General features: G+C 34.1%; 21 protein-coding genes, 1 tRNA gene and 1 riboswitch. Of the genes, 14 read left to right on the plus strand and 8 right to left on the minus strand.

Annotation, left to right across the window (positions count from 1 at the left end):
* Positions 1-50: 50 nt before the first annotated feature.
* Both CAN42_RS04620 and CAN42_RS04625 read right to left on the minus strand, forming a co-directional pair.
* Complete coding sequence (locus CAN42_RS04620; protein ID WP_085875724.1) at positions 51-1196, minus strand: hypothetical protein; 1146 nt, start codon at positions 1194-1196, stop codon at positions 51-53.
* Positions 1197-1441: 245 nt separating this feature from the next.
* A complete protein-coding gene (locus tag CAN42_RS04625) occupies positions 1442-2329 on the minus strand; it encodes a LysR family transcriptional regulator (protein ID WP_085875725.1) in 888 nt (295 codons plus the stop codon).
* Between the two features lie 173 nt (positions 2330-2502).
* On the opposite strand from CAN42_RS04625, the gene CAN42_RS04630 reads away from it, so the two are divergent.
* Both CAN42_RS04630 and CAN42_RS04635 read left to right on the plus strand, forming a co-directional pair.
* Positions 2503-3891 (plus strand): YfcC family protein, encoded by a 1389-nt coding sequence (locus tag CAN42_RS04630; protein ID WP_085875726.1) that lies wholly within the window; start codon positions 2503-2505, stop codon positions 3889-3891.
* 19 nt (positions 3892-3910) lie between these two features.
* Positions 3911-5074: a M20 family metallopeptidase gene (locus CAN42_RS04635; protein ID WP_085875727.1), complete on the plus strand. Its 1164-nt coding sequence runs from the start codon at positions 3911-3913 to the stop codon at positions 5072-5074.
* Between the two features lie 74 nt (positions 5075-5148).
* Here CAN42_RS04635 and CAN42_RS04640 read toward each other — a convergent pair whose 3' ends face one another.
* Both CAN42_RS04640 and CAN42_RS04645 read right to left on the minus strand, forming a co-directional pair.
* On the minus strand, positions 5149-5550 hold the full coding sequence (locus CAN42_RS04640; RefSeq protein WP_085875728.1) for a zinc ribbon domain-containing protein: 402 nt from the start codon (positions 5548-5550) through the stop codon (positions 5149-5151).
* A 28-nt stretch (positions 5551-5578) separates the two neighbouring features.
* Complete coding sequence (locus tag CAN42_RS04645; RefSeq protein WP_062572019.1) at positions 5579-6508, minus strand: L-lactate dehydrogenase; 930 nt, start codon at positions 6506-6508, stop codon at positions 5579-5581.
* A gap of 307 nt (positions 6509-6815) precedes the next feature.
* Here CAN42_RS04645 and CAN42_RS04650 point away from each other — a divergent pair.
* From CAN42_RS04650 to CAN42_RS04665, 4 genes are all read left to right on the plus strand, one after another.
* Positions 6816-6899: transfer RNA gene (locus CAN42_RS04650), tRNA-Leu, on the plus strand.
* A gap of 153 nt (positions 6900-7052) precedes the next feature.
* Positions 7053-7562, plus strand: a complete 510-nt coding sequence (locus tag CAN42_RS04655; RefSeq protein WP_062572017.1) for a hypothetical protein — start codon at positions 7053-7055, stop codon at positions 7560-7562.
* Complete coding sequence (locus CAN42_RS04660) at positions 7562-7879, plus strand: hypothetical protein (RefSeq protein WP_062572016.1); 318 nt, start codon at positions 7562-7564, stop codon at positions 7877-7879. Before CAN42_RS04655 ends, CAN42_RS04660 begins: the two co-directional genes overlap by 1 nt.
* Before the next feature lies 1 nt (position 7880).
* Entirely contained in the window at positions 7881-8312 is a 432-nt protein-coding gene (locus CAN42_RS04665; RefSeq protein ID WP_085875729.1) for a protein-export chaperone SecB, read from the plus strand.
* Positions 8313-8368: 56 nt separating this feature from the next.
* On the opposite strand, the gene CAN42_RS04670 is transcribed toward CAN42_RS04665, so the two are convergent.
* Positions 8369-9223, minus strand: coding sequence for an IS3 family transposase (locus CAN42_RS04670; RefSeq protein ID WP_135100538.1), 855 nt, complete (start codon positions 9221-9223; stop codon positions 8369-8371).
* On the minus strand, positions 9187-9753 hold the full coding sequence (locus CAN42_RS04675) for a helix-turn-helix domain-containing protein (protein WP_085875244.1): 567 nt from the start codon (positions 9751-9753) through the stop codon (positions 9187-9189). Before CAN42_RS04675 ends, CAN42_RS04670 begins: the two co-directional genes overlap by 37 nt.
* A gap of 299 nt (positions 9754-10052) precedes the next feature.
* Between CAN42_RS04675 and CAN42_RS04680 the strand changes: the two genes are divergently transcribed.
* From CAN42_RS04680 to CAN42_RS04690, 3 genes are all read left to right on the plus strand, one after another.
* Positions 10053-11483 (plus strand): L,D-transpeptidase family protein, encoded by a 1431-nt coding sequence (locus tag CAN42_RS04680; RefSeq protein ID WP_085875730.1) that lies wholly within the window; start codon positions 10053-10055, stop codon positions 11481-11483.
* A 449-nt stretch (positions 11484-11932) separates the two neighbouring features.
* A riboswitch (FMN riboswitch) is annotated at positions 11933-12045 on the plus strand.
* 52 nt (positions 12046-12097) lie between these two features.
* Positions 12098-12703: an ECF transporter S component gene (locus CAN42_RS04685; protein ID WP_085875731.1), complete on the plus strand. Its 606-nt coding sequence runs from the start codon at positions 12098-12100 to the stop codon at positions 12701-12703.
* A 160-nt stretch (positions 12704-12863) separates the two neighbouring features.
* Positions 12864-13985 (plus strand): pyridoxal-phosphate-dependent aminotransferase family protein, encoded by a 1122-nt coding sequence (locus CAN42_RS04690; protein WP_085875732.1) that lies wholly within the window; start codon positions 12864-12866, stop codon positions 13983-13985.
* A gap of 211 nt (positions 13986-14196) precedes the next feature.
* Here CAN42_RS04690 and CAN42_RS04695 read toward each other — a convergent pair whose 3' ends face one another.
* Together CAN42_RS04695 and CAN42_RS04700 are read right to left on the minus strand one after the other, a co-directional pair.
* The gene (locus CAN42_RS04695) at positions 14197-14472 is read right to left on the minus strand and encodes a helix-turn-helix domain-containing protein (protein WP_209019201.1); all 276 of its coding nucleotides are present in this window, start codon (positions 14470-14472) and stop codon (positions 14197-14199) included.
* Complete coding sequence (locus tag CAN42_RS04700; RefSeq protein ID WP_085875734.1) at positions 14469-14813, minus strand: type II toxin-antitoxin system RelE/ParE family toxin; 345 nt, start codon at positions 14811-14813, stop codon at positions 14469-14471. The genes CAN42_RS04695 and CAN42_RS04700 overlap by 4 nt, the downstream gene beginning before the upstream one ends.
* 970 nt (positions 14814-15783) lie before the next feature.
* On the opposite strand from CAN42_RS04700, the gene CAN42_RS04705 reads away from it, so the two are divergent.
* The 5 genes from CAN42_RS04705 (at position 15784) to CAN42_RS04725 (ending at position 21946) form a co-directional block, all read left to right on the plus strand.
* On the plus strand, positions 15784-18267 hold the full coding sequence (locus CAN42_RS04705; protein ID WP_085875735.1) for an S-layer homology domain-containing protein: 2484 nt from the start codon (positions 15784-15786) through the stop codon (positions 18265-18267).
* 110 nt (positions 18268-18377) lie between these two features.
* Positions 18378-19271, plus strand: a complete 894-nt coding sequence (locus tag CAN42_RS04710; protein ID WP_085875736.1) for a hypothetical protein — start codon at positions 18378-18380, stop codon at positions 19269-19271.
* 1140 nt (positions 19272-20411) lie between these two features.
* A complete protein-coding gene (locus CAN42_RS04715; RefSeq protein ID WP_085875737.1) occupies positions 20412-21152 on the plus strand; it encodes a sigma-70 family RNA polymerase sigma factor in 741 nt (246 codons plus the stop codon).
* Positions 21153-21165: 13 nt separating this feature from the next.
* Complete coding sequence (locus tag CAN42_RS04720) at positions 21166-21642, plus strand: peptidoglycan recognition protein family protein (protein WP_085875738.1); 477 nt, start codon at positions 21166-21168, stop codon at positions 21640-21642.
* Positions 21643-21724: 82 nt separating this feature from the next.
* Positions 21725-21946 (plus strand): DUF1659 domain-containing protein, encoded by a 222-nt coding sequence (locus CAN42_RS04725; protein ID WP_085875739.1) that lies wholly within the window; start codon positions 21725-21727, stop codon positions 21944-21946.
* Positions 21947-21949: the final 3 nt, after the last annotated feature.

The raw sequence follows: 21949 nt of genomic DNA on the forward strand, positions 1-21949 counted from the left end.
AAAATAAGACCATGGATTTTTGTTTCCATGGTCTTTTAATTTAAGTTAAATTATTTTGCTTCTTTAACAGTTTCTTTAACTTCTTTTTTATCGTCTTTCTTTTCTTCTTTAACTTCTTTAGTTTCTTTCTTTTCTTCTGCCTTAGCGTCTTTCTTTTCTTCTGCCTTAGCATCTTTCTTTTCTTCTACCTTAGCATCAGCCTTGAAACCAAGTTTTTCTTTAGCTTCAACAAGTGCCTTAAGTTCATTTGTGAATTGTTCAGCAGTAGCTTTTTCATCAGCTAGTAGAGATTTTGCAGCTGCAACAGCATTTTCAAAGTTAGATTTTACTTTGTCGTCAGCTTTTTTGTATGCTTCAGATTCACGAACTTCTTTTTCGTTAACAAGTTCTTTTTTAACAGCTTCTTTAAGTTCTTCTAGCTTAGGAGCAACTTTTTCTTCCTTAACTTCTTTTCCAGAAGTTAAAAGAACAGATTTAGTAGCTTCGTCATATCCAACACCAAATCCAAGTTCTTTTCCAAGATCTCTAAGCTTGTAGTAATTGCTGTTGTCAACCTTGTAAGCAGTAGCTGTAAGAGCCTTGTCGCCAACCATTACCTTATCGTTAGTAAGCATACCCTTAGACATAGCCTTAACTTCTTTTTGGTCAGATTCTGCTACTTTGTAGTCAGCACCCTTAGTTAAAGTAACAAGAGCATCCTTGTATTCAACGCCAAATTTAGCCTTAGAGTCTTTAAGAACTGCAGCTAAATCTCTTAGTTTGAAGTAGTTGTAACCATCAATATTGTATCCGTAGATAACAACGTCTTTTCCGTCAAGTTTAACCTTTTGAGTAGTAGCCTTAACGTCAACAGTTTTAACTTCTTCTTTTTTAACTTCTTTAGCTTTTTCTTCAGCCTTTTTTTCTACTTTTTTAGCTTTTTCTTCAACTTTTTCTTTAGCTTCAGTTATTTTTTCCTTAGCATCTTTAGCTACTTCTTTTCCAGCTTCCTTAGCATCTTTAGCTACTTCTTTTCCAGCTTCCTTAGCATCTTTAGCTACTTCTTTTCCAGCTTCCTTAGCGTCTTTAGCTAATTGTTCAACCTTAGATGGTTCTTTAGTTTCTTTCATAGCTTCTTTAGCTTCAGCGAAAACTGGGCTAGCACTAGATAGTAGCATTACTCCAGCTAGAGATAGTGATGTTAATTTCTTGTTCATTATAATTTTCCTCCTAAAATATAAGTTAACCTTATTATACATAAATTAATTGATAAATCAATTAAAGTGAGTAAAATAGAGAATCAATTTAAAAATTTTAATAATTCTGTAACATTAATTTTTTGTGTAAGCGTAAAGGAAAGTGTCGCTTGCATTTGCATCAAGATCAGATTGTGAATTATAGAAAAGAAAAAAGTCCCCCTAAGGGAACTTTTAAGAATTAATTATGAATTTTTCTTGTGCAATTAAAAAATAAATTTTTTTGACACATATTCTTTTATAATTGCAGAAAGTTTGCAAGCAAATTCTTCCATCTTAGGATTTTTGTAAACAACAGTAATTGCAGAGTAGTCCCCATCAATTTCTATAAAGTCACAATAAGAGGTTGAGTTGATCATCTTAAGAGCTGACTCATAAATAAAAGTCACTCCCTTATTGGCCCTAACTAAGCTGACAGAATTCATTATAGTGGATGTAATTTTAATATTCTCTGGGTAGAAGTTCTTTGCCTTAAAGATATCTTCAACAGACTTTCTTAAATTTTTTTCACGGTTTAACAAGAAGAAGGTTTCCTTTGAGTAGTCCTCCAAAGAATTTTTATCATCTTTATAAATAGACTTGGGAACCATTAAATAAATTTTGTCGTTTAAAACGTGGACAGATTGTAAGTTCTTGTTAGTTATTTTTCTGTTAGTTATAAATAAATCAATTTCATCTCTTAATAAGGCATCTTCAAAGGAAGAGGAATCATACTTAGTAAGACTCAGCTCCAAGTTTGGATAAACTTCTATTAACCTAGGTACAATGTTTGGAATTATGTATTGTGACATAAAAGTCAAGGAACCTATCCTAACGTATGAATTATTTGAACTTTTGGACTCATTAATTTCTTTGAACATTTCCTTCTCTAAGTTTTGGAACTTATCTATGTAATCAAAAAGGATTCGACCTTCTTGTGTCAAAGCTAGGGGAGATTTTGATCTGTCAAAAATTATAAAGCCAATATTATCTTCAATTCTTTTTAAAGATCTACTTAGGTTTGGTTGAGCGGTAAAAAGTTTTTTTGAAGCCTTGCTTATACTTTCACACTCTTTTATTGTTTTTAAAATTTTAACATTTTTATAATCTAGCACTATATCACCAGAAGCATTATATCACAAATTATATAGGATATATAGTAATTTAAGTATTTGCTGTAGTAAAGTTCAGGGTGTTAATATTTAAGCGTGATATGAAAATGTTTACTTATAAGCTTTTCAATCAACAATAATAGAAGATTGTGTAATTAAAAAAAGAGAGGTGCTTTATGGAAAAAGTAAAAAAGAAAAAGGTTCCACATACTTTAGTAATTCTTATGATTATTATTTTATGTGCAGTTGTTCTAACTTGGATTATACCAGCTGGAGCTTATGAAAGGATTGAAAACGCAAAGGGTGTAAAGGTAATTGATCCAGAAAGTTTTAATTATATTGAAAAGAGTCCAGTAAATCCTTTGAAAATATTTAACATTAGTTTAGAAGGCTTTAAGGATACAGCAACTTTAATATTTGTAATTTTATTCTCAGGAGCTTCCTTCAATGTAATTACGATGAGTGGAGCTTTGCAATCACTAATAGGAGCTGTCTCTAAAAAGACAAAGAGCAAGGAATATCTTTTTATTCCAATACTAACTCTTATATTTGGACTTATATGTACAACTCAAGGTGTAAATACCTTCATCGGATTTGCTCCAATTATGGTTATGATTGCCTTAGCAATGGGATTCGACTCAATAATAGGTGCTTCAATTATATTGCTTGGTGGAGCGGTAGGATTCTCAACAGGAACTCTAAATGTAAATACAACAATAGTTGCTCAAGAAATTGCAGGACTAGCACCCTACTCTGGACTTTCATACAGAGTTGTTTGCTTTATAGTATTCTATATTGTTACAAACTTGTACTTAGTTAAATATGCCCTAAAGATTAAAAAGAAGCCTGAGCTAAGTCCTATGTATGAACTTGATAAACTTAGAGTTAAGGACGTAGACTCTCACGATGAATTTAACGCTCCAATGGATGCAAGAAAATGGGCAGTTATAATTTCATTATTTGCTGCACTAGGAATTATAGTTTATGGTGGAGTAAAATTAAAATGGAAATTGGAAGAAACAGCAGTCGTATTTATTTGGTTGTCAATAGTGGCAGGATTTGCTGCTGGATTTACACCATCACAAATTGCAAAATACTTTGTTGAAGGTGCAAAAAAAATGATAGGGGCAGCCCTAATCATTGGACTTGCAAGAACTGTTTCCGGAGTACTAGATGCTGGAAAGATAATGGACACAAGTATCCACGCTATGTCAAGTTGGCTTAACTTCTTCCCTCAAATTTTAAAGGGACCTGTAATGTTTATTGTAAACATAATAGTTAATATGTTTATAACTTCTGGTAGTGGACAAGCAGCCGCAATTATGCCAATATTTGCTCCTCTAGCAGATACTATTGGACTTACAAGACAAACTGCAGTTTTAGCTTTTAACTTTGGAGATGGATTCTGTAACTATATCCTACCAACTTCAACAGCCCTAATGGGAATCTTGGGAGCAACAGACATACCTTATGACAAATGGATGATATTTATGGGTAAACTATTTGGAATTTGGATCATAGTTGGTTCAATTATGATGATTGGGGCACAAGTTATTAACTTTTAAAAAATAGTAAAGGAGAAAAATGAAAGACCTAATTATAAAGGAAATTGATAAAATAAAAAATAAATTATTTGAAATGTCAGACGATATCTTTGACCACCCAGAACTTTGCTTTAAAGAACACTTTGCAAGCAAAGTCTTAGAAGACTATCTTGAAGAAAATGGCTTTAAAGTTGAAAGAGGTTTAGGGAGTTTAGACACTGCCTTTAGAGCTAAGTATTCTAATGGAAATGCCAAGTACAACATAGGACTCTTGTGCGAATACGATGCACTTCCTATGGGACATGGTTGTGGTCATCAAATGCAAGGCCCATCAATAATAGGAGCCGCCATAGCAGTAAAAAATGCAGTGAAAGACCTTCCATTTAACCTAATTGTTTATGGAACACCTGCTGAAGAAGGTGGTGGGGGAAAGATGATTATGCTTAAAGAGGGTTACATTAAAGATATTGACATAGCCCTTATGATGCATGGCGGACCAGCTACTCAAGTTGATGTTAAGTCTATGGCATTGTCATCGAGATTTGTAAAATTTTTTGGCAAGTCATCTCACGCAGCCCTTAAACCAGAAGCAGGTAGATCAGCTTTTGATGCCCTTCTTCTAACCTTCCAAGGCGTAGAATTTTTAAGAGAGCACGTTAAAGAAGATACGAGGATGCACTACACAGTTTCAACTCTTCCAGGACCAGCAAATGTTGTGCCAAGTGAAGCAGAAGGTCACTTCTCACTTAGGTCCTACAACTCAAAGTATTTAGATGAAGTTGTAGAAAGATTTGATAATATTGTAAAGGGTGCAGCCCTAATGACAGGAACGACTTATGAAATAAGAGAAGACAGAAGACTTGAATCAAAAATACCTGCCTATATCTTAAATGATTTAATAATGAAAAATGCTGAAGAACTTGGAGCTCCAAGAATAAAAGGAGCAAGAGAAAAGACAGGTTCAACAGATTTTGGAAATGTAACTTATATAATGCCAGGAGCCTGTGCAAGGATAGCCTTTGTTCCAGAAGGAACAGCATCCCACTCTCAAGAATTTTTAGACTTAGGTAAGAAAAAAGAAGCACATGACTGCGTAGAGTACGGTGCAAAAATAATTGCCACAACAGTTTATGATTTAATAAAAGATCCTAGCTTAATTGAAAAATCTATAGAAGATTTTAAGGAATACAAATCAAAGATGTAAAAAATTTCCCTCTTTACTGGACGAGCCAGTAGGGAGGGAATTTTTAATGTAAAAAAGTCCCCCTAGGGGAACTTTTAAGAATTAATTATGAACTTGTTGCCACATGACTTGCAAGTGACTCTTATCTTGCCCTTGCCTCTTGGGACTTTCATCTTCAACTTACATGTAGGGCACTTGATGTACTTATAGGTCTTCCTATTATTGTACCTGGTCTTGGAAGTGAAGATCGTCCTTCTTAGTGGCTCAACAGCGTCTAAGAATTTTTGATTTTCTCTGTACCTTGCGTTGATGTCACGAGAGAAGATCCTGTAATAGGAATAAATTATAAGCACCAAGGCAAGACTTGGTAGGCTTGCCCTCTTGAAGAAGAGGTTTACTAGCAAGATGACAAGAGCAAGGAAGGTGATAAACCTCCCCAATTGATCTTGTCCATACCTGCCCACCATAAACTGTCTAAATTTTTCTTTGATATTCAAAGAATCAACTCTTTCTTATTTTATAATCTTATAGGTCTAGCATTGCAATGTGATCCTTGATTACACCAGCAGTCTTTTTAAGTCTAACTAATTCTTCATCAGTTAAGTCAAGCTCAAACTTTTCTTCTATACCATCTTTACCAACTCTTATTGGAGTTGAGATGTATAAGTCATTAAGACCATAATGTCCTTCCATTAAACAAGAAGCCTTTAGAATAATTTTTTCGTCATTAGCGATGGCTTGGATGATATTGTTAACAGTGTTGCCAATACCATATTGAGTTGAGCCCTTGCCCTTGAAGATGTCCCAGCCACGACGACGAGTGTCATCTTCAACTTGGTCCTTGTCAAAGTCCTTGAATAGTTCTGGGTGAGTTTCCTTATATTTTTCAAGAGTCATAGAGCCAATCATAACTTGTGACCAAGGTACAAATTGACTTTCACCATGTTCACCAAGTACAGTAGCGTTAACAGACTTTGGAGAGATGCCAAGCTTATTTGCAATTACAACTTGGAGTCTTGCAGAGTCCAAAAATGTTCCTGAGCCAATAACTCTTGAGTCATCAAAACCAGAAACCTTATAAACTTCATAAGTAATAATGTCTACAGGGTTTGTAACAACGACAAAAATTCCCTTGAAGCCAGCGTCAACAATTTTTCTTACGTAGCTTGCAACTTCTTTCTTGTTTAGTTCAAGTTCATTAAGTCTATCCTCTTCAGGGATCTTGCCAGAGCAAATTACAATAACATCACGGTCGCCCATGTCTTCGTACTCGCCAGCTCTGAACTTAACATCCTTAGGATAGAAAAGTCTACCATCATTTAAGTCGATAGCTTGAGAGATAGCTTTCTCCTTAACTACATCGTTAATAATAACATCACTTGCAATACCTCTCATAGCAGAAGTGTATGCAACGATTTCGCCAACAGCTCCTGCGCCAATAATACCTAATTTCATCCTTATTCCTCCTTAACGTCCTCAAGGGACAAATTTAATAAGAAGTCAAAAATCTTCTTATTAATACCATATTATAGTACAGTAAAAATCAAAAGAAAATAAAAAAGTAAAATTACTAAGTCTTTAAGAAGAAAAATAAAAATACAAAATCATAAAATCTTGTAGCTTTTTTCAAAACCAACTGTTATAATAAAGAAGCACTTTAGAGAGGAAGAAAAATTTCTCAAAAATATTTTAAAAACTTTTTAAAAAGTCTTGACAAGATATTAAAAGGTGCGTATAATAAGTTTTGTTGTTAAAACTTCATGCGGGAATGGCGGAATTGGCAGACGCGCTAGACTTAGGATCTAGTTCCAATGGAGTGGGGGTTCAAGTCCTCTTTCCCGCACCAACATCAAGCACACGATTTAAGTCGTGTGTTTTTTTGTGTCCATTTTTAAGATGCAAATTATAAATTTTATGGATAAATGATTTTTTGTGTGATAATATAATATTACTTATACCTAAGAATAAGAGAAAAAAGTATGAGAGAAAAGTGATTTAAGTGCAAAAATATGAGGTTTATCACACTACTTATAAGACATTTGGGAAAAACATTCTGAGAACTAAAAGTTTTAAATGTAGTGATGGAGAAAGTGAATGGTTGGGAAAGGGAGTATACTTCTGGGACAATCTATATACTGCCAATGATTTTTGGCCAAAGGCAAGAAAAATTAATAAAAAAGATATTATGGTGCTAAAGGCTTATTTAGAAGTAGATAAAGCATATATCTTAAATCTAGACGAAGAAGATCAACATAAAAATTTTGAAGAATTTTGTGATATTTTAAAGGGAGAACTAATAAAAAGGAAAAAATATATTCCAGTAAGAAACAGAAAAAAACTATGGTGTTTCTATTTGAATTATTATAAAAGATTATACGATGTAGCACTAATTACTAGAACTTTTTCAGCAGGAGGGCATAATAAAATTTTCGATGTAAATCGAAAACAATATTGTGTAAGTGAGAAATTTAAAGATTCTATAATAAAGAATGTGGAGGAGGTTGTGTGATGTTTTATAAAAAAGGTGACAGTATATATAGTGAAGAAATATTGGATGAAGTTTGTAAGGATATGAATATACAACCGACTTATGAAGTTCAAGATTTTTTTGCGGAAAATTCTATAAAATATGACGATAGTATTTTTTACGAAGAAGTAAGTAATAAAATTAATTGCAATAAATATAATGATTCGAGCTATAAAATAAGTGAATCTGATACTATTTATTATAATAGTGATCCTAAGACTCTTTATATCAATAAATCTAGGTCGTATATTAATAACAAGAATTTAAAAATTGACGTTTTATTAACAGAGGCGGCATAAAATGAACAATAAAAAAACAAATGAAATAAAAGGCAAAATATCTTTTGAAGAATATAGAGTCTTAGAAATAAATTATAAACTTAATAGAGAGTTTGATTCTGACGAACCTATAATAATGTCCTTTGAAATAGGTCACGATTATCAAATTTATGAAAAGGGAATGAATGTTCAGATGGGAGTAAATATATTTGAAAATTCAGAGAGCAATGGTTACCCCTTTGAAATGAAGGTAGATGTTGAAGGAATTTTTTCTTTTGAAGGAGAGGTTGATGGCGAAAAATTTTTAGCCAATGCCTTATCGATTTTATTTCCTTATATTAGAGCTATTGTTTCATCTTATACTTCATTGGCAAACATTCCACCTTTTACACTTCCAACAATTAATATTCAACAGTATTTAATAGACGCTGAAAGTAATAAAAATAATAAATAATAAAAATTGCTTGAATTAATATGATGTGTACCCATAAAACTGGACACAATATTCAATTAACTAATTGTAGTGGATGCTAACCTATACTTTGTAGGTGGCATCCATTTTGTTTTGGATTGAATTCTTTCATTATTGTAATAATCAATATATTCCTCTATTGCTCTCGAAAATTCTTCAAAAGAGCTATAGCTCTTTTCATAACCATAATAAATTTCATTTTTTAATCTTCCAAAGAATGTCTCCATAATGGAGTTATCATAACAATTTCCCTTCCTTGACATTGATTGTCTTATACCATGTTTTTTAAGCTCATTCACATAATATTTATGTTGGTATTGCCATCCTTGATCTGAATGCAGTATTAGATTATTTAGTTTTGGAAATTTGTTAAATGCTTTTTCTAGCATATTGGATATTTGTTTTAAATTAGGGTGTAAGGATAAGTCATAAGAGATTATCTCATTTGTATACATATCAAGTATTGGAGATATGTAGCATTTACCCCAAGAAAATTTAAACTCTGATACATCAGTGGTCCATTTTTGCAGAGGTCTATCTGCCTTGAAATCTCTATTTATTATATTATCAGCTACTTTCCCTATCTTACCCTTATATGAGTGATATTTTTCCTTAGATCTTTTTCCGAATAGTTTTAACTCATGCATTATCCTTTGAACTCTTTTATGATTTATGACATAACCTTGACTTAGCAACTCCATATATACTCTTCTTACTCCATATCTTCCTTTGTGTAAGTTAAATATTTGAGTTATTTTATCTGCCACATGACTATTCTTAATTTTTATTTTATCAATTTTATTTATTTCAAAATAGTATGTTGACCTTGGCATATCAATAGCTATTAAAAGATATTTTAGTCTGTATCCTTTTTCTTTGAGTTCTTTGACAATCGCTGCTTTTTCGCCTTGAGTTGCGCAGCGTAGCGTTCTTCTCTCAAGGCGATCTCTTTTTTTATTATTTCATTTTCTGCCTTTATATATTCATTTTCTGCTCTAAGTTTTATTAGCTCTTCTCTTTCAGATTCATTAAGTTCTTTTGCTTTATGGTTATTTTTACTTTTCATGCTTGGATTTTTGGATTTACGACCTTTCTTTTTATTAACAAGACCATTATATCCATAATTTTTATACTTGTTAACCCATGAATAGAGTTGTCCATCATTAATTCCATATTCAATTGCTATGGACTTTATTGAATTTCCAGCTAACACTTTAGATACCATTTCTAATTTCTCATCAGGTGTCCAATTGATATTATTTCCATGTTTTAAAATTTCTGGTCCATGAAGTTCTTCTAACTTAAACCATATTCTAATTGAATTATGAAAGATTTTTTCTTTTGTTCCTTCAGGTGTATTGGGCCATTTACCTTCTCTATACAACTGTACACATTCTTTTTTGAATTCATAACTATATTTCATAAAAAATACCCTCCTTACTGGTTTGTCCAGTAAAGAGGGTACATATCAATAGATATATCCAATATATTTATTTTTGATAAAATTATAAAAGATTTTTATTCCACAACTTTTTGTTGTGGTTTTTTTACTCCCTTAAATTCCTTTAGATATTTGATAAAAATTTAAATAATAAATTAAAGACTTCACTAAAAATATATAGAAGATTAAAGACAAAGCAAAAAATATTTACAAATATTTTACATTTACAAAATCCTACATAAAAAAATTTTTTATCTAGTATAATATGTGAGGGAGGACTTATGAAAAAAACATTTAAAATAATTTTCGGACTAATACTAATTTTAATAATTTCAATATATATAGGAGGACTTTTCTTCTTCACCAATAGGTACATGCCAAGGACCTACATAAATGGAAAGGACTTTGGACTTGTAAAAAAATCTGAACTGCAAAAGACCTACGAGGACCTTTCGAGAAACTTTGAGCTTGAAATCATCGCCAAGGACAAAAAATTAAACGACAAGATTTCTGCCAAGGACTTTGGTTACATTGACTCTCTTGGAAGTGACTCCATAGACCAGACAGCCTTCTATTGGCCAGTAGCATCTCTTGTGCCAAAACACTACCAAGTAGACACTGACCTTACCTACGATGGAGAAGCCCTAGACAAAAAAATAAATAAACTTAAGCCAGTCTTGGGTCAAAAGGACCACTCAGAAGATGCAAAAGTCATCTTCAAAAATGGAGAATTTAAAATTCAAGATGAAGTTCACGGCAACTTCATAAAGATGGACGAATTTAGAAACACCATCCTAGGTTACTTTGGAGATAAGAAGGAAAAACTTAACCTTGCAGACGAAAATCTCTACCAAGAGCCAAAGGTAACTAAGGACTCAGAATATCTAAAAAATCAACTTGCATCCTATAAAGACATCTACAAGAAAAAAATAATTTTTGACTTTGACGATAGGAAGGAAGAGGTTACAGGTCAAGGGATAATTGCCATGTATTCCAAGACAGATGACGGGACCCTTGCCCTTGACGAAGACAAACTAAGGCACTTTGTGGAAAGACTTGCAGCCAAGTATGACACCTACAGGACAAGCAGGATCTTTAACTCAACAGGACTTGGCCTAATGAAAGTTGACGGAGGCATCTATGGTTGGCTAACAGATAGGAAAGCTACAAGAGAAAAAATAAAAGAAGCTCTTGCAAAGGATGAGCCAGCTACAATTAAACCATCCTACAGACAAGACGCAGTATCAAGAAAGCTTGATGATGTTGGCAAGACCTACATCGAAGTAGACCTTGCAAGGCAAAAACTTTGGTACTACAAAGACGGAGCCTTACAACTTGAAACCAATGTTGTAACAGGAAACCCAACCAAGGGTAACGGAACACCAACAGGCACTGACAGGATTTGGTCCCGTGAAAGAGATAGGTACCTAACAGGAGAAACCTACCGTTCAAAAGTTTCCTACTGGGCACCAATAAACTGGTCGGGAGTGGGCCTTCACGATGCATCATGGAGATCAACCTTTGGAGGAAATATTTATAAATCAGGTGGATCCCATGGCTGTATAAACATTCCAGTCCCAGTAATGAAAAACCTATATCCACAAACCTTTACGGGTATGCCAGTTATAGTTTATAACTCAGCAACCCAAAAGGTAAAGGATGCTGGCGGACAAGTAATAGTTGGTCAACCACAAGCCCAACCAAAACAATAAAAACTAATCGAAAAAAACTTTTGATAAACAAATAACTTAGCAAAAATACCCAACTTGTTGAGGCGTTATGAAGGAGCACACCTTTAGCTAGAATCGTAGACTAATGGGAGTGTATAAGATAAGCAAAAAAATCGGTTATGCGTTAAAAATTTTCAACTGTTTGAGCTCGCGAAGCGAGTGAGTTTTGAAAATTTAGCATGACCGATTTTTTTGGACTTTCCGCGCGTGGGGTTTAAAGGGGTGGTTTAAGGAGGGGGAAAAGGGGCCTCGCAATGCCCCTTAACCCCCTCCTTAAAAAGAAGTGAAAATAAAAATATATTTTATGATGAAAAAACTTTTTTTATATGCTTTTAAAGAAAGTTTTCATCAATTTAATATAAATTAACTCCATATAAAGCTTGAAAAAAATTTAACAAGTGATATAATAAAAACATCAAATAAATAATATTTTAAATCTTCAGGGAAGGGTGCAAATCCCAACCGGCGGTAAAGTCCGCGAGCGCAAGCCGAATTGGTGCAATTCCAATACCGACAGTAAAGTCTGGATGAGAGAATGATTTAAACTTTCACGCCCCGAAGGTTCGGGGTTTTTTCATGCCCCAACAGGAGGTAAAATGAATAAAGTAAATTCAAGTTCTATGATAAGAACAAAAGACATGACAAAAGTAGGAATGCTATCAGTAATTGGTTTTATACTAATGTATTTTCAACTACCACTTACCTTTGTAGCACCACCCTTTATGAAGCTAGACATCTCAGACCTACCAGTCCTTATGGGGGCCTTCACAATGGGACCAGCCTATGGCATCATAATAGCAGCCCTAAAAAACATAATGCACATAATCTTTAAGGGCACAATGACAGCAGGAGTTGGCGAACTATCCAACTTCATCATCTCATCAACCTTTGCTTTCGTGTCAGCCTACTTCTATAGAAGACACAAGACATACAAGGGAGCAATAGTATCAATGACACTAGGAGTCCTTGCCATGACAACACTCGCAATGATCTCCAACTACTTCGTAGTATTCCCACTATACGGCAAGGTAATGCCAATGGACGCAATCATAGGAATGGGAACAGCAATCACACCAAAGATCACAGGCCTATTCACAATGATGATCTACTCAGTCCTACCCTTTAACCTAATAAAAGGATTCACAACATCAGCAGTGATGATGTTAGTCTACAAAAGAGTCTCACCACTCTTTAAAAACTAAAAAAGAAAAGATTAAAGATAAAATAAAACAAAAGCAAGTTGTCCTAGGGCAGCTTGCTTTTTTATTTGATATAATAAAAGTCGCAAAGAAAAATTTTAAAATTACAAAATTACAAAATTACAAAATTACAAGATTACAAAATCACAAAGAGAGGTAAAAAATGAAAATACTATGCGCAGGTCCAACATCAATCGACCCAAGAGTAATGGAAGTAATGGGCAAGTCACTAACTAACCCAGACATAGATCCAGAATATGAAAAAAAACACAGACAAGTAGAAAAGAAAATTTCCAAACTCCTAAAGACAGAAGCCACATCCTTCATCATGCTAGGCGAAGGAATGATAGGACTAGAAGGCGCCATCATAAACCTAGTAGAAGAAGGCGACAAAGTCCTAGTCCTTAACAACGGAGTCTTTGGAGCAGGATTTGCAGACTTTGTAAAATACTATGAAGGTATCCCCTACATATACCAAGACGACTTTAGACGAGGTTTCGACATAGAAAAACTTAAAAACTTCCTAGAAAAAAATCACGACTTCAAAGTAGCAACCATGGTCCACTGCGAAACACCATCAGGCATCACCAACGACGTCAAGACCATCTGCAAGCTACTAAGCTCCTACGGCATCCTAACAATAGTAGACACAGTATCAGGCATGGGGGGAGAAGAATTTGACTTCGACGACTACAAAGTCGACATCGCCCTAGGAGGAAGCCAAAAATGTATATCAGCACCAACAGGCCTAACCCTAGTGACCATATCAGAGAGAGCTAAGAAGGCAATAAGAGAAAGGAAAAAACCAGTACCATCCTATTATATGAACTTCGAAAACTACTACGCCTACTCAGACGGTTTCGCCTTCCCATACACAATGAACGAAAACCTAACCTATGCCCTAGACCTAGCCCTAGATTTATTATTTGAAAAAGACTCCTTGACCCTTCACAAAAAATACGCAGAAGTCACAAGAGAAATATTTGAGAGAGCAGGCTTCGAACTCTACGCAAAGGACTCCAGGTCCAACACCCTAACAGCAGTCATAGTGCCAGAAGGCTTTATAGCAGAAGACATCATCGGAGCCTTGAGAAAAAAAGGAATTTTAATCTCCAAAGGAGCAGGCAACATCTTCGAAAAAGTATTTAGAATAGGACACATGGGCAACAACATATCCTATGAAAACTTCTTAGAACTCTATGAAAAGTTAGATGAGGTCTTTGGGGAACTAGGGATCAAGACAAAGGTTTCTTTAAAAGAAAGATTTGTAGAACTCATGAAGTGAGAAAATTGCTTTTGCAAAAGCAAATAAAAGTTTTAAGGACTTATTAACTAAGAGAAAATAAGCGTAAGGGATGTCACCCAAAATGTCGGTCAAAAATTAAAACCGAATGATAGGCGTGAGAAAATTCTTTATATAATAAAAAAGCTACGCTGTTTTCGCAAATGAAAACAGCGTAGCTTTTTTGATATAATATAAAAATTTAAAATAAAAATTAACCTTTAAATTCAAGTTTCAATTGCATTCCAAGTCCATTTGCTAGTTTTTTTAACATTTTTAGACTTGGATTTCTTGTACCATTTTCAATTCTACTGATGTCTGCTTGATTAATCCCAGTTTTTTCGGACAAGTCCTTTTGTGTTAGATTAAGATTCTTACGAGCTATAATCATGGCTTCTATAATGTCGTATTCCGGAGCAAGTGCATCATATTCAGACTTAATTTCATCATTTTTTAAAATTTCCTTTTTGTAATCATTGTAAGTTCTCATAAAAATCTCCTTTCAAAATCTTTTTTATATTTAATAGCAAGTTCAATTTCAGATCTTGGAGTTTTATTACTCTTTTTAACAAAACCATTGGTTAAAACTATTCTTTTATCAAATATAAAAAAATAAAAGATCCTAGTTATGTCACTAGATTGTTTTGTTCTTAATTCAAAAATACCATCACTTAACTTCTTTGAAAAAGGTTCTCTAAGATTATTCCCAAACTTTTCCAATAGATCGATATCTTTTAAAGTTTTCGCCAATAATTTAGGGCTTAAAGAATCTAAAAATTCTTCAACAGGAACTTTGCCATCTTCCTTATCATAAAATATAATTTCATACATACCGGTATACCTCTTATACAAAGATAATATGGTGTATAAGACATATTGTCAATAGAAAATTATAACTTTACAATTAAATACACATTTATAAAAAGATAAAGATTAGTCAGTATTGATTAAGCTTCTTCTTTATTACAGCTTAATAATTATCTATGAGTTTATAGACTTCTATGGCTTCATAAGGAACTACAACTTTAAAATTAGATATGACCTTATAAAGTTTCATAACTTCATAAGAAACTATAACTTCGTTTTTAGCAGTGAGTTTGTCGAGTGCATATAATGAGCAAAAAAATCGGTTATGCGTTAAAAATTTTCAACTGTTTGAATTCGCGAAGCGAATGAGTTTTGAAAATTTAGCATGACCGATTTTTTTGGACTCAACGTACGTGGGGTGAAGGGGGTGGTTTGGAGGGGCAAGGGGCCTCACGATGCCCCTAAGCCCCTCCAATAAGGATCATAAAAGCGTCAGCTTTTAAAATAATTTTATTAGCAAGCTAACCCCCTCCTTAAAGATAAATAGTAAAGCATGGCTTTACAAAAAATTCTTATTCCTTTTATATCTTATAGAAGAACGAAACCATCTCTTCTTTTCTTTCCAATTTCTTTCTTTATCTAATTAGAAAAGAAAAAATAAAAAATTGCAATCCTGTAACCCTTTTGTTATAATTCTACATACGGTCTTAAAAGACCGGTCCTATTAACACGAGAAAGTGCCAAATAAAATACAAGCCATCACGAGAGAGAATGTTGCAAAAGAATTTCGCATAATTCCTTTATGTAATGTAATTGTAATTTTACAAAGCAAAATTCTAGTGTATAATAGAAACACAAGAGGAACATGACAATTAAATAAAACCAAAAGGCGATATTTATTTGTCGACCTCTTAGCCGAGATAGTTCAGTCCCGGCGACAAAAGTTTGAGACTTTTGTAGAATCTACAAAATTTTTAAGGAGGTCGAAAGACAAATGAACAAGAAAATCATTTCTCTAGTACTAGCACTAGTTATGGTACTAGGAACATTCACAAGTGTCTTCGCCGAAGCAGCTAAAGAAGCTACAGCTAAAAAAGAAGAAGTTAAAAAGACTGAAACTAAAAAAGCTGAAGCTGGAGAAAAAGTTGAAAAAGTAGTTGGAAAAGATAACAAAATCCAATACGTAATCGACAAAAAGCTAGTTGAAGGCTACGAAGACGGAACTTACGGTCTTGACAAAAACATCAAGAGATCCGAAATCACAAGACTTCTTGTACTTGCTAATGGTAATGAAGAATTATCAAAACAACTACAAGGATCAATGAAGATTTACTCTGATGTTGATGCTAAGCACTGGGCAAACGGAGTTATCACAGTAGGAACTACAGTTCCATCTGATGCTAACGGAATCGCTATGCTAGCAGGATACCCTGATGGATCATTCAAGCCAGAAAAAGATGTAACTTACGCTGAATTATCTAAAATGCTTGTAGTTCTTGCTAAAAAAGACCTTACAGCAGACATGGTTAAAAACGCTAAATGGGCATCTGATTGGATGACTTGGGCTGCTCAATTAGGAATTCTTAACGATGTAACTGTTACTGATTCTGACAAGGCAGCTAACAGAGCAGATGCATTCACAATGATTTACAATGCACTTTACACAATGAAAGAATTCAAGAGAGTACCAGCTAACGAAACTAGAGGTATTATCTCTAACCTTACAAAAAACACACTTCAACTTAACCAAGATTCTAAAATGGAATACAAGGTTACAGGAGATACTGTATTTGTAACTGGAACTAATGCTTCAAGACAACAACTTGTTAAACTTAGCACTCTAAATCTTAGAGCTACTGAATACTACCTAGGTTCACTAGTTAGAATTCTTGTTAACGAAAAGAATGAAATAACTCACATTATTGAACTAGGAAACCCAAAGGATCTTGCTAAGGGTATGGATCCTGCAATGGCAGCAAGAAACGATGTTTGGAGAGGTGTTGCTGATAACACTGTTGAAACTCAAAAAGTTGAAAAAGACAGAAAAGCTTCTAACGATGCTCAAGATTTAGCTAAAGCTACTTCTTATGCAACTATTGGTTTCAAAAACTCTAGCAATATTAATGCAAATAAGATTACTTTCCACAATGTAACTGTAGATAAAAAAATGGTTGCAGAATTTGATCTTAAGATTAATGACAAAACTGAATTCTATGTAGCAAACCCTGGTAACAACATCATGAAGAAAGTTGCTAACGTAAACGAAGCACTTGCTCTTCTTGGATACAAAAACTATGATAACTACAGAATTCTTGACGTATATGCAGGATTCGATGTTGATGGAATCAAATCTAACTACGGTGCAATCAAATTTGATACAGCTGATAGAAGAACTGCAAAAGTTGTAGTATTCAACCTAGTAAACAAATCATTTGAAGGCGAAAAGTTCAGAGTAATTAACGATTCTTCTTCTAAGATGATGACAACACTAGAAAAAACTGACGGTACTCTAGTTGATAGAAACAATTCAAATGACACTTCAAGATTCCCAAATGAATATGGTGACAAACTTGACATTATTGAAATGGACGGAGTAAGAACTGGTTCAATCTACAAGATGGTTATTAACCACGACGATTATGCTAAATACCCAGTTGTTGAAATCATTGATGTTGACGGTAAGGTACTTACTGTTAGAGACATGGACGGAGTAATTTCTTACCTTGATGCAAGAGATGCTGACATATTCTCTGCTAAGAGATATGACGGTCTTGAAGTTGGAAACTTCATCCAATTTAGAGTTGAAAACACTAATAGCAACACTGCTACTGATATTTCACTTCTTGGTAAAAACTACAGAGACGAAAATGGTAAAACACTTCGTGGTTCAATGGTTGGCGTACTTCCAGTTGTTCACAAAGGAACTACAATGGGTACTGTAACTGAAGTTGGAAAAGTAGGTAACTATGTAACATTTACAGTAAGAGTAGAAAACTCTCTTGCAAATGCTGATAGAAAATACTACTACAACCACTTTGTAGCTTACGAAGAAAATAAAGATGCTTTAGAAGCATTCAAAGCTAACCAAAGACTTGTATCATTTATCGTTACTGACCAAAAGGTTGGAGACAGATACCTAGCTACAGAAATTAAAGATAATACTACTCAAGCAGCTCTTGCTGAATATTTAAACATTCAAGCAGCTAAAGCAGCAGTAGAAGATAAAGCTTTTACAAAAGAAACAACTGAAAAGGATCCTGCTAAAATAGAAGCAGATGTTAAGACTAAAGTTGAAGCTCAACTTACAGCTAAAGCTGTTAAAGATGTAAAAGTTGAAGTTGAACTTTTAACAAAACTTGAAGCATCTAAGAAAGCTTTTGTTGCTACTGACAAGCCAGAATTTAAAGTTACTTTAACATCAACTAAAGATGCTAAGGCAATGGAAGTTTTTGAAAAAGTAGTATTTGAAGTTAAATAATTTAGATTATTTAATTAAGCTTTAAAGATAAAACCTGAGAGGAAACTCTCGGGTTTTTCTTTTTGTACATATATTTTTTTTCTGGTAGAATTAGGGCAAGAGGTGGTAGTATGTCAGTCAAAGATAAATTCAAAGTCTTATTTAGTAAGATTGGATTAAATAAAAATTCAGACTTTGTAGCAGAAAATACATCTAACAAGAAAGAGAAAGGTAAAGATGAATCCAAGCTACTAAGAAATTGTAAGTCTATATTCAAATTCATAGTAGATATTATATTTCTTATTCTTTGTTTCTCATTAGCATTTTTTCTTTTGGCTATTTTTATTTGTATTGTTTCCAACACTTTAGTTATAGTACCTGAAGAGAGAATAGGAGAGTCTTTGGGCTTGATAATATCATCTGTTATTGCTACTATAGGTGTAGTTGCTGGCTTTTACTTTAATAAGAAACAAACTTACAAGGAGATTGTGACTAGGGAGAGGATAGAGTGGTTACACAAGATGCAAGTGAAGCTTGCCTACTACCTAGAGCCGACTTCATCAACTGAAACAACATCAGATCCAAATAAAAAAGCAAAAGCTTCAGTTGAAGATAATGTGACTGCAAATAGACTTTATTATGAACTTAGTTTTAATATTAATCATAATAAGGATGCTGATGCTCTAAAGGCTCTTAACAATTATCATTATGCTAGAAATTGTAAGCCAGACAAGATTAAAGTCAACTTAGCCTTAATGGATGAAGTCAAACTAGAATTAGTCCTAGATAAGGGCGAGGAAGATGAACTCTTATTTATAATAAAGGATAAGAGAGAGTTAGATAAGTTAAAAAATCTAATTTCATCAGGTAAATTAGAAAAAATAAAAATAGGCAAAGAAAATGAAAATTTTGATGAAGAAAAAGAGTTTGAAAAAGAACTTGCCTTGTTAAAGAAAGATCTTTCAGATGAATTTACAAAAATATTTAACGAGACTTGGGGGGATATAAAGAGAGAAGCAGATTGAAGGGTCTGCTTTATTTTTTTTCTTTAAAGAAAGATGGAAAGAAGTTTTGTGTAAAAAGTTTTTGTAAAGCAGAGCTTTATTATTCCCTTTCCGGAGGGGGTTAGGACCTTTCGATTGGTCCTTCCCCCTCCAAACCTCCCCTTACCACCCCCAACGACCTGGCAGGGGCCCGACCCATTAATACGCAAAAAGCTCTCCGACTAAAAATTTCAAACTACTCGCTACGTTTCACTTCGCTCGCTCGAACAGTGAAATTTTTTTAACGTCTCCGAACTTTTTGCTTACTGCCTTATAAGTCATCAGCATATTGGCTTAGCTCGTAATCCGATAACATTTCAGCTAGCTGGGGCACTCGATTAGCTCACTGTTAAGTACGAAGTTATAGTTTTTTATAAAGTCATGACATCTTATGACCTCGTAACAGAGTAGGAAGTTATCCTTCCTTATAAAGTCATGAAAATTTACAAGCTCACAATTAAATAGAAACTCATAACAAGCTAAAGCTTAATCGTTACTGGTTAAGCTTTTTTTGATGCAAAGATTTATTCTTTTTGTCAGGCTTAATTAAGTGATTTTACATAAGTTTGAAAAGCTGTAGAGGTAAAACCGTGGACTAAAGGTTGAGAAACCCCGTAAGGCAAGACAGCCGTTAAAAAATTCAACTGTTTGAACTAAGCGATTAAATTTTTATCTTATTAAAGGTAGAGATTTTATTAATTTTAAAGTTTTATAAAGAATAAGTGTTAGCTTAGTGAGTTTTGAATTTTAGGATGTCTGCCGCTCGGGGTTGTAAGCAAAGGCCCCTGCCAGGTCGTTGAAGGTGTTGGGGGAGGTCCGGAGGGGGCAGGACCAATCGAAAGGTCACTCGTGCCCGAATGGGTATAACCCCCCTCCGGATAAAGAATCGTAAAGCTCTGCTTTATACAAATTCATAAAAGACAAAGTCTTTACTCAACAACAAGAATCATTAAAACCTAAGTTTAAAAAAAACCTTTTAAAAGCGAAGCTTTTGCCATAATTTTCCAAAAGATTCTTTTCCATATTTTCTATAAAGAAAATAAGTTTAAACAAATGATTGACAAAATAAAACGGAAGTTCTATAATATCCTTAAGAATAATTTACAAAAGGAGGTAAGCTTAATGGAAAATTTTGATGAGAGGTCGGAGGATGTTATGAATGGAGGAAATGATATGTGTAATGCCGCAAGTCATAGTGATTTTTTTGATGTGATTGATCCTAGGGAGGGCGAGCTGGGGACTGGGTCTTGTGCTTCTATGTCTTCTAAGGGTCCTAGGGACTTTAAGAAGTATTCTTATGAAGACTTTGACAGGGTCCTGAGGTCTGCTCTTGTTGGTGAGGAGAGGGCAAGGGCTAAGATCCTTTCTATGTTGGATCCCCTTATTAGGTCTTCTATTAAGAGGTATTGTCCTGTTTATTCTGAGTTTGATGATCTTTATTCTGATGGTCGTTATATGGTGCTTTTTTGTCTGGAGAATTTTGATGGGAAGAGGTCTTTTTTGAAGTATGTGAAGGATTATTTGAAGTTCACTTATCTTGATAATTATAAGTATCTGACTAAGGTGGAGAAGGATCTTAGGGATGAGGATCTTGATGAGGAAGGGATGTCTATTTTTGACTCTATTGATGCTGGGGTGGATATTGAGTCGGACTTTGTGGAGGCTGAGAGGCTGGGTATCTTGAAGGAGGCGGTTGATTCTCTCACGCCAAGGCAGGGGATGGTGGTTAGGCTCTTTTATTATGAGCGTCTTGGTCTCAGTGAGATTGCTGATTTTCTTGGTATCTCTAAGAGGACTGTGGTCAATTTAAAGGTCAATGCCATTGTGAACTTGCGTAAGTTTATTCTTAATAATAATTTTTAAGGGAGGTGATTTTATGGTAATTGATAAGCAACTTATTCGTTATAACTTTATGAAGAGGGCGGGAAATGTGACTCCAAGGTTTATTGTGATTCATGATACTGGCAATCAAAGTCCTGGTGCTGATGCTCTTGCTCACTTTAGGTATTTTAATGGTGGCAATAGGCAGGCTTCGGCTCATTATTTTGTGGATGACAAGAGGATTGTGGAGACTGTGGAGACTGCTAATGCTTCTTGGCATTGTGGCGATGGTCATGGAAGGTATGGAATCACTAATTCTAATTCTATTGGGGTTGAGATTTGTGTCAACAGGGATGGCAATTATGAGGCTGCTCTTGAGAATGCTAGGAAGATTATTAGGTATCTTATGGGTCTTTATAATATTCCTCGTGAGAGGGTGGTTAGGCATTTTGATGCTTCGCACAAGATTTGTCCTCGCTCTATGTCTGAGAATAATTGGAAAAGGTGGTGGGCCTTTAGGGCTTCTCTATAATTTCTAATTTTTTAAAATTTTTTTATTTAAGCCTAGTAACTTTTGTCATTTTATTCTATGTAGATTATAGGAGGTGAAAATAATGGCAGTTCAAGTTAAAGAAACTAAGCTAATGCTTAAGTCAGTTTTTGCTGATAATTCTTCTGGCGTGATGAAGAGAAGAACAGTTACTATTAAGGGCATTAATTCTAAGGCTTCTAAGGACAATTTATATGATCTTTCTAATGGCCTTAACCCTTTAATTGCTGGCGAGTTCGCTACTTCTTCTTTAATTACTGAGGAAGTTTTGTCTAATAATGCTTAAGGT

Origin of the sequence: Peptoniphilus vaginalis (assembly GCF_900176605.1) — a bacterium.
GTDB lineage: Bacteria > Bacillota > Clostridia > Tissierellales > Peptoniphilaceae > Peptoniphilus_A > Peptoniphilus_A vaginalis.

Bases quoted from the DNA above. Each gene is read 5' to 3' on its own strand.
- CAN42_RS04645 (WP_062572019.1), bottom strand. From the start codon at position 6,508: ATGAAATTAGGTATTATTGGCGCAGGAGCTGTTGGCGAAATCGTTGCA.
- CAN42_RS04675 (WP_085875244.1), bottom strand. From the start codon at position 9,753: ATGAAATATAGTTATGAATTCAAAAAAGAATGTGTACAGTTGTATAGA.
- CAN42_RS04630 (WP_085875726.1), top strand. From the start codon at position 2,503: ATGGAAAAAGTAAAAAAGAAAAAGGTTCCACATACTTTAGTAATTCTT.
- CAN42_RS04660 (WP_062572016.1), top strand. From the start codon at position 7,562: ATGTTTTATAAAAAAGGTGACAGTATATATAGTGAAGAAATATTGGAT.
- CAN42_RS04700 (WP_085875734.1), bottom strand. From the start codon at position 14,813: ATGTATGAAATTATATTTTATGATAAGGAAGATGGCAAAGTTCCTGTT.
- CAN42_RS04620 (WP_085875724.1), bottom strand. From the start codon at position 1,196: ATGAACAAGAAATTAACATCACTATCTCTAGCTGGAGTAATGCTACTA.
- CAN42_RS04665 (WP_085875729.1), top strand. From the start codon at position 7,881: ATGAACAATAAAAAAACAAATGAAATAAAAGGCAAAATATCTTTTGAA.
- CAN42_RS04695 (WP_209019201.1), bottom strand. From the start codon at position 14,472: ATGAGAACTTACAATGATTACAAAAAGGAAATTTTAAAAAATGATGAA.
- CAN42_RS04715 (WP_085875737.1), top strand. From the start codon at position 20,412: ATGGAAAATTTTGATGAGAGGTCGGAGGATGTTATGAATGGAGGAAAT.
- CAN42_RS04710 (WP_085875736.1), top strand. From the start codon at position 18,378: ATGTCAGTCAAAGATAAATTCAAAGTCTTATTTAGTAAGATTGGATTA.
- CAN42_RS04705 (WP_085875735.1), top strand. From the start codon at position 15,784: ATGAACAAGAAAATCATTTCTCTAGTACTAGCACTAGTTATGGTACTA.
- CAN42_RS04685 (WP_085875731.1), top strand. From the start codon at position 12,098: ATGAATAAAGTAAATTCAAGTTCTATGATAAGAACAAAAGACATGACA.
- CAN42_RS04720 (WP_085875738.1), top strand. From the start codon at position 21,166: ATGGTAATTGATAAGCAACTTATTCGTTATAACTTTATGAAGAGGGCG.
- CAN42_RS04690 (WP_085875732.1), top strand. From the start codon at position 12,864: ATGAAAATACTATGCGCAGGTCCAACATCAATCGACCCAAGAGTAATG.
- CAN42_RS04680 (WP_085875730.1), top strand. From the start codon at position 10,053: ATGAAAAAAACATTTAAAATAATTTTCGGACTAATACTAATTTTAATA.
- CAN42_RS04725 (WP_085875739.1), top strand. From the start codon at position 21,725: ATGGCAGTTCAAGTTAAAGAAACTAAGCTAATGCTTAAGTCAGTTTTT.
- CAN42_RS04635 (WP_085875727.1), top strand. From the start codon at position 3,911: ATGAAAGACCTAATTATAAAGGAAATTGATAAAATAAAAAATAAATTA.